This is a genomic window from Rhodanobacter sp. MP7CTX1, from assembly GCF_014205795.1.
GTDB lineage: Bacteria > Pseudomonadota > Gammaproteobacteria > Xanthomonadales > Rhodanobacteraceae > Rhodanobacter.
On sequence record NZ_JACHCN010000021.1, the window covers coordinates 58640 to 66506 of the forward strand.

At 63.9% G+C, this 7867-nt stretch carries 5 protein-coding genes; all 5 read left to right on the plus strand.

What is annotated here, in order from left to right; all coding sequences use genetic code 11:
• The first annotated feature begins 8 nt into the window (after positions 1-8).
• The 5 genes from tal (at position 9) to tkt (ending at position 7408) form a co-directional block, all read left to right on the plus strand.
• On the plus strand, positions 9-1112 hold the full coding sequence (gene tal / locus HDE77_RS18890; protein WP_184419469.1) for a transaldolase: 1104 nt from the start codon (positions 9-11) through the stop codon (positions 1110-1112).
• A complete protein-coding gene (gene pgi, locus HDE77_RS18895; RefSeq protein WP_184419470.1) occupies positions 1109-2803 on the plus strand; it encodes a glucose-6-phosphate isomerase in 1695 nt (564 codons plus the stop codon). The genes tal and pgi overlap by 4 nt, the downstream gene beginning before the upstream one ends.
• The gene (pgm, locus tag HDE77_RS18900) at positions 2800-4467 is read left to right on the plus strand and encodes a phosphoglucomutase (alpha-D-glucose-1,6-bisphosphate-dependent) (RefSeq protein ID WP_184419471.1); all 1668 of its coding nucleotides are present in this window, start codon (positions 2800-2802) and stop codon (positions 4465-4467) included. The genes pgi and pgm overlap by 4 nt, the downstream gene beginning before the upstream one ends.
• A 72-nt stretch (positions 4468-4539) precedes the next feature.
• Positions 4540-5235: a VIT family protein gene (locus HDE77_RS18905; RefSeq protein WP_184419472.1), complete on the plus strand. Its 696-nt coding sequence runs from the start codon at positions 4540-4542 to the stop codon at positions 5233-5235.
• A 112-nt stretch (positions 5236-5347) separates the two neighbouring features.
• Positions 5348-7408 (plus strand): transketolase, encoded by a 2061-nt coding sequence (gene tkt, locus HDE77_RS18910; RefSeq protein WP_184419473.1) that lies wholly within the window; start codon positions 5348-5350, stop codon positions 7406-7408.
• Positions 7409-7867 lie beyond the last annotated feature (459 nt).

Consider the following 7867-nt stretch of genomic DNA (forward strand, 5'->3'; position numbering starts at 1 on the left):
GAGCAAGCATGAAAGCGACCCGGCAACTGCATGATCTCGGCCAGAGCCTGTGGCTGGACAACATCACCCGCACCCTGCTCGACGACGGCACACTGGCGCGCTACATCGCCGAAGATTCGGTCACCGGGCTGACCTCGAATCCGAGCATCTTCGATGCCGCGATCGGCGATGGCGATGCCTACGATGCCGGCATCCACGCCAAGACGCTGGCCGGCCTTGCGGGCGAGGAGCTCTTTCTCGAGCTGGCGCTGGAGGACCTGCGCCGCGCCGCCGATTTGTTCCAGCCGATATTCAAGTCCACCGACGGTGTCGACGGCTGGGTTTCAATGGAGGTTTCGCCACTGCTGGCCGCCGACACCGCGGGTTCGATTGCGGCGGCAAAGCAGATCCACGCCCAGGCCCAGCGCGACAACCTGTTCGTGAAAATTCCGGGCACGCCCGAAGGCATACCCGCGATCGAGGAAGCGATCTTTTCCGGCATCCCGATCAACGTGACGCTGCTGTTCTCGCACGATCATTATGTGGCCGCCGCCGAAGCGTATCTGCGCGGCATCGAACGACGCCTCGAAGCCGGACTCGACCTGCGGGTGGGCTCGGTCGCCTCGGTGTTCATCAGCCGCTGGGACGTGGCCAGCAACGAGCAGTTGCCCACCGAACTGCACAACCGCCTCGGCATTGCGGTGGGCCAGCAGACCTATCGCGCCTATCGCGAACTGCTCGCCTCAGCGCGCTGGCAGAAGCTCGCCTCCGCCGGTGCGCAACCGCAACGGCTGCTCTTGGCAAGCACCGGCACCAAGGATCCGTCCGCACCCGACACGCTGTACGTCAGCGCGCTGGCCGCGCCCGATACCGTCGACACGATGCCGGAGAAAACCCTGCGTGCGTTCGCCGACCATGGTCAGCTGCATGGCGTGATGGCCGCCGATGGCGGCGATGCCGAAGCGACGCTGACACAGATCGGCAAGGCCGGCGTAGACGTCGATGCGCTGGCCAGCAAGCTGCAGAAGGACGGCGCGCAGGCGTTCGTCAAATCGTGGCAGCAGCTGTTGCAGCGGATCAAGGATAAAACCATGGTGCTGGCCGATAAATCCAAAGGACCTTCCCTGCAATGAGCCGTCCCCATCCCACCACAGCCCGCCTCACCACACTCAGCCAGTGGAAGGCACTGCAGCAACACTTTGCCCAGATCGGCCAGAAGCATTTGCGTGAACTATTCGCCGCGGACTCCCAGCGTGGCGAACAATTGACCGTTGAGGCGGTGGGCCTGTATCTGGATTACTCCAAGCAGCGCGTCGACGCCGACACGCTGCGCCTGCTGCGCGAACTGGCGCAAGCGTGCGAGCTGCCGCAGCGGATCGAGGCGATGTTCCGCGGCGACAAGATCAACCGCACAGAAGATCGCGCGGTGTTGCATGTGGCACTGCGTGCGCCATCCAGCGAGAAAATTCTGGTCGATGGCCACGACGTGATGCCGGACGTGCATGAAGTGCTCGACCGCATGGCCGCGTTTTCCGAACGGGTGCGCAGCGGTGCGTGGCTAGGTCACACCGGCAAGCGCATCCGCAACGTGATCAGCATTGGCATCGGCGGATCCGACCTGGGCCCGGTGATGGCGTACGAGGCATTGCGCGATTACAGCCAGCGCGACATGACGTTCCGCTTCGTGTCGAACGTGGACGGCACCGATTTCGCCGAGGCCACGCGTGACCTGGATGCCGCGGAGACGCTTTTCATCATCTGCTCCAAGACCTTCACCACGCTGGAGACCTTGACCAACGCGCACGCCGCTCGTGCCTGGTGCATCAAGGCGCTGGGTGACGATGCGGAGAAGAACGGGGCCATCGCGAAACACTTCGTCGCCGTCTCCACCAACGCCGAGGGCGTCAGCAAGTTCGGCATCGACACGGCCAACATGTTTGGCTTCTGGGACTGGGTCGGCGGTCGCTATTCGATGGATTCGTCGATCGGCCTGTCGACGATGCTGGCGATCGGCGCTGATCACTTCCGCGAGATGCTGGCCGGCTTCCACGTCATGGACGAGCACTTTCGCCGCACACCGCTGGAAAGCAACCTGCCTGTGCTGATGGGTCTGCTCGCAGTCTGGAACAACAACTTCCTGGATGCCGCCACCGTGGCGGTGTTGCCGTACGAGCAATACCTGAAGCGCTTCCCCGCCTACCTGCAGCAGTTGACCATGGAGAGCAACGGCAAGCACGTCACGCTGGACGGCATCCATGTCGACTACGCCACCGGGCCGATCTACTGGGGCGAACCGGGTACCAATGGACAGCATTCGTTCTACCAGCTGATCCACCAGGGCACGCGCATCGTGCCATGCGATTTCATCGGCTTCGGCCAGACGCTGAATCCCTTGCCCGCGCAGAACGGCGGCGACCAGCACGATCTGTTGATCGCGAACCTGATCGCTCAAGGCGAAGCGCTGGCATTCGGCAAGACCGCCGCCGAAGTGCGCGCCGAAGGCACGCCCGAAGTGCTGGTCCCGCATCGCACCTTCGAGGGCAACCGGCCCAGCACGACTATCCTTGCGCCGAAGCTGACGCCGCATTCGCTGGGCACGCTGATCGCGTTGTACGAGCACAGCGTGTTCGTGCAGGGCGTGATCTGGGATATCGACTCGTTCGATCAGTGGGGCGTGGAACTGGGCAAGCAACTGGCGAAGACCACTATCGCCGAACTGACTGCGAAGGACGAACCAGAACTCGCGCACGACAGTTCGACCAACACCTTGATCCGCCGCTATCGCAAGCTGCGCGACTCCCAAAAGCCCGGAGCGGCCGCATGAGCCAGAAGATCAGCCCACTGGCCGGCAAGCCGGCTCCGAAGTCGATCCTCGTCGACGTTCCCAAGCTGCTCGCCGCCTACGTCGACCTGAAGCCCGATCCCTCGGTGCCAGCGCAACGCGTCGCGTTCGGTACCTCAGGCCATCGCGGCAGCTCTTTCGATCGCAGCTTCAACGAATGGCACATCCTGGCGATCAGCCAGGCGATCTGCGAATACCGCCAGAGCAAGGGCATCGACGGTCCGCTGTTCATCGGCGCCGATACCCACGCGCTGTCGCAGCCGGCGTTCGAGAACGCGCTGGAAGTGCTCGCCGCGAACGGGGTCGAAACAATGATCTCGACCGCTGGTGAATTCACGCCGACCCCGGCGGTGTCGCACGCGATCCTGGTTTACAACAAAGGCCGCACGAGTGGCGGCTCGTCGAAGGGCTTGGCCGATGGCATCGTGATCACGCCATCGCACAACCCGCCCGACAACGGCGGCTTCAAGTACAACCCGCCGAATGGCGGCCCGGCCGATACCGACGTTACGGGCTGGGTGCAAAACCGCGCCAATGCTTTGCTCGAAGCCGGCCTGAAGGGCGTCAAGCGCATGCCGTTCGCGCAGGCGCGCAAGGCAGCCACCACGCGCGAGCACGATTACCTCAACAACTACGTCGCCGATCTCGCGAACATCATCGACTTCGATGTGATCCGCAGCGCCGGCATCCACATGGGCGTCGATCCGCTCGGCGGCGCCGGCGTGCACTACTGGGCACCGATCGCCGATCGCTACAAGCTCGACCTTACTGTGGTCAGCGACGAGGTCGACCCGCAGTTCGCGTTCATGACGGTGGATTGGGACGGCAAGATCCGCATGGACCCGTCATCGAAATACGCAATGCAGCGGCTGATCGGCCTGAAGGACACCTACGATGTCGCGTTCGCCTGCGACACCGACCACGACCGCCACGGCATCGTCACCCGCAGCAGTGGCCTGATGCAGCCGAATCACTATCTGTCGGTGCTGGTCGATTACCTGTTCCAGCATCGACCGCAGTGGAACCCCAAGGCAGCGGTCGGCAAGACGGTGGTCAGCACCGCGTTGATCGACCGTGTGGTCAAGCGGCTGGGTCGTCGGCTATATGAAGTGCCGGTCGGATTCAAATGGTTTTCCGAAGGCCTGTTCGACGGTTCGCTCGGATTTGGCTGCGAAGAGAGCGCGGGCGCATCGCTGTTGCGCCGCGACGGCTCCGTGTGGACAACCGACAAGGATGGCCTGGTGCCGGCGCTGCTGTCCGCCGAGATCACCGCGCGCCGGGGCAAGGATCCGGGTGAGATGTATACAGAGTTAGCCAAGGAACTTGGCGAGCCCTTTGCTGATCGTGTGGAAGCTGCCGCCACTCCGGCGCAGCAGGCGAAACTGGCCAAGCTGTCGCCCGATCAGGTGCACAGCGATCAGCTGGCGGGCGAAAAAATCGAGCAGGTACTCGACAAGGCACCGGGTAATCAAGCGGCTATCGGCGGTATCAAGGCGATCACCGCCAGCGGATGGTTCGCCGCGCGGCCGTCCGGCACCGAAGCCATCTACAAAATTTATGCGGAAAGCTTCAAGAGCAAGGATCATCTGCAGAGCCTGCTGGCCGAAGCACAGAAGATCGTCGACGCCGCGATAGGCGGCACATGATCGGCTGTCATACACATGCTGATACGCACGTCATGCGGCGCTTCCCCGGTGATTCACTGAAGGAAATCCGGCATGCGTTCACGCCATCCTGAGCGCCATCGCACCGGCCGCATCGCGTGGCTGCGCGCGGCCGTACTGGGCGCAAACGACGGCATCGTATCGACCGCCAGCCTGGTGCTCGGCGTGGCTGCGGCGCACGCGAGTCACGCCGGCATCCTGGTAGCCGGCGCTGCCGGGCTGGTAGCCGGCGCGATGTCGATGGCGGCAGGAGAATACGTGTCGGTGCACTCGCAGGCCGACAGCGAGGACGCCGAACTGCAAAAGGAGCGCCATGAACTGCATACCGACAACGAGGGCGAACACAAGGAACTCGCGGCGATCTACGTTGGTCGCGGGCTGGATCCGGCCTTGGCCAAACAGGTCGCCGTGCAACTGATGGCCCACAACGCGCTGGAGGCTCATGCCCGCGACGAGTTGGGCATTACTGAGGCGCTCCGCGCGCGACCGTTGCAGGCCGCCATGGCATCGGCATCGAGTTTCGCCATGGGTGCCGCCTTGCCGCTAGTGGTTGCTGCGCTGGCTCCGGCGGCGCTGGATATCGCGCTTGTCTTCGTTACCTCGCTGGTATTTCTTGCGTTGCTCGGCGGCATGGCGGCGCGCGTGGGCGGTGCTAGCGTGGCCGTCGGCGCGCTGCGCGTCGCGTTCTGGGGTGCGCTGGCGATGGCGATTACCGCCGGTGTCGGCACGCTGTTGGGACATGCTGCATAAAGTCTGAGCTGCCTGCCGGTGCTTGAAGGAAAACTTGACGGAAGCTTGACCGGCACGGCGTCATCCTCGCGCGATCATTGAAATCCGCTGCATCTCACCGAAGGACATCACCATGACCACACCATCGCTAGACCAGCAGTGCATCGATACGCTTCGCTTCCTGTCGGTGGACATGGTGGAGAAGGCCAACAGCGGCCACCCTGGCCTGCCACTCGGCGCCGCGCCGATGGCATATGCGCTGTGGACGCGTCAGCTCAAGCACCATCCTACCAACCCGTTGTGGGCCGATCGTGATCGCTTCGTGCTGTCGGCAGGGCATGGCTCGGCGCTGCTGTACAGCCTGCTGTACGTCACCGGCTACGCGCTCTCCATGGATGACATCAAGCAGTTCCGCCAATGGGGCAGCAAGGCTCCCGGACATCCCGAACGCGGTCACACACCCGGCGTTGAGGTGACCACCGGACCACTCGGACAAGGCCTGGCGAATGCGGTCGGCATGGCGATCGGCGAAGCGCATCTCGCCGCGCGGTACAACCGCGATGGTCACAACGTGGTCGACCATCACACCTGGGTGATCGTCAGTGACGGCGACCTGATGGAAGGCGTGGCGTCTGAAGCAGCGTCGCTGGCCGGGCATCTGAAGCTCGGCAAGCTGATCGTCATGTACGACGACAATTACGTCACGCTCGCGGCCAGCACCGACATCACGTTCTCCGAAGATCGCGCCAAGCGCTTTGAGTCCTATGGGTGGCAGACCATCACCGTTGCCGATGGCAACGACCTTCCGGCAATCAACGCCGCACTGGATGCCGCACGCGCCGATACCACGCGACCGTCGCTGATCCTGGTGCGCACCCACCTCGGCTACGGCTCGTCCAAGCAGGACAGCTTCAAGGCGCACGGCTCACCGCTCGGCGCTGAAGTTGCGAAGAGGACAAAGGAAAAGCTCGGTTGGCCGGTCGAGCCGCCGTTTCTCGTACCTGAGCCGGCACTCGCGCATTTTCGCGAAGCACTGGATCGCGGCGCGAAAGCCGAAGCCGAATGGAATGGACGTCTGGACGCCTATACGAAGGCGTTCCCGGAACTGGCGAAAGAGCTGCAGGGACGCCTGCGCGGCGAACTGCCGCCCGGCTGGGATGCAGATATTCCCGTGTTTCCCGCCGATGCCACGGGCATCGCCACCCGCGTCGCCGGCAGCAAGGTGATGAACGCGATCGCGCCGAAACTGTCGGCGCTTGGCGGCGGTTCGGCCGATCTGGATCCATCCACGCACACCAACCTGAAAGGCCTTGGCGATTTCAATCCGCCGCTGCAGCCAGACCAGGACACCGAGGGCTCCGACGCTGGCGGCTGGAGCTATGCCGGTCGTAACCTGCATTTCGGCATACGCGAGCACGCGATGGGCGCGATCGCGAACGGGCTCGCCGCGCATGGCGGCTTCATACCGTACGGCTCGACCTTCCTGATCTTCTCGGACTACATGCGTCCCGCCATCCGGCTATCCGCCTTGATGGGCCTGCACGTCTTGCATGTATTCACCCACGACAGCATCGCGCTGGGCGAGGACGGCCCCACCCATCAGCCCGTGGAGCAGCTGGCCATCCTGCGCGCGATCCCCAATCTCACCTTGATCCGCCCGGCCGACGCGAACGAAACCGCGGTGGCATGGAAAGTCGCGCTCGAGTCCAGGGATCACCCAGTGCTGCTGGCACTGACCCGGCAGGACGTCGCCACACTCGATCGCAGTCGCTATCCCAGCGCCGAGGGTCTGCGCAAAGGCGCGTACGTACTGAGCGACGCGAAGGGTGGCAAACCCGCGTTGATCCTGATCGCCAGCGGTTCCGAAGTCGGCCTGATCCTCGCCGCAGCGGAACGCCTGGAGGGCGAAGGCATCGCCGTGCGCTGCGTGTCGATGCCGAGCTGGGAATTGTTCGATGCGCAGCCGCAGGACTATCGCGATCAGGTCCTTCCGCCCGATGTGCCAGCGCGACTGGCGGTGGAACTGGGCGTATCCCAGGGTTGGTGTCGCTACGTCGGCGGACATGGCGACATGCTCAGTGTCGACCGCTTCGGCGCTTCCGCTCCGGCCGAAGTACTGCTGCGCGAGTACGGGTTCACGGTCGACAACGTGGTGGCGCGAGCGAAGGCGTTGCTGGCGCGTCGCACTCCCTGAAACCGCTCGCTGTGCTCCTTGAACTCCAGAGGGCGCGGCAAGGATGTCGGAAAGCACGCTCTGCTCCCTCTCCCTCTTGGGGAGAGGGCTGAGGGGCGGGTGCTCACGGGAAATCGTCGCTGCTCTTGTGGGAGCGACTTCAGCCGCGATGTTCTGCCGTTGCTCTTGATCCAGCTTCTACAAACAGTGCGCGCAGGACGCGCGCCGCTCTACCCGGGGCCCCTGTGCGACGGTGAGGTGGGGTCGACAGGCCCGCAGGGGGATCGACATGGATGTCGATCCCTTTTCGCCAGGACAGGAGTCCTGTCGAAAAGCCCGACCCCACCTCACGCACTTTCTGGGCAGGACGCCCAGAAAGCGCCGCGCGGGGTGGCCTTCTTATATGGACGCCTCCCGGTTTGGCAAGAGTCGCTTTGCTGTGATGGACGAACCGAAGCGGTTGCATTCTTATATCCGGCC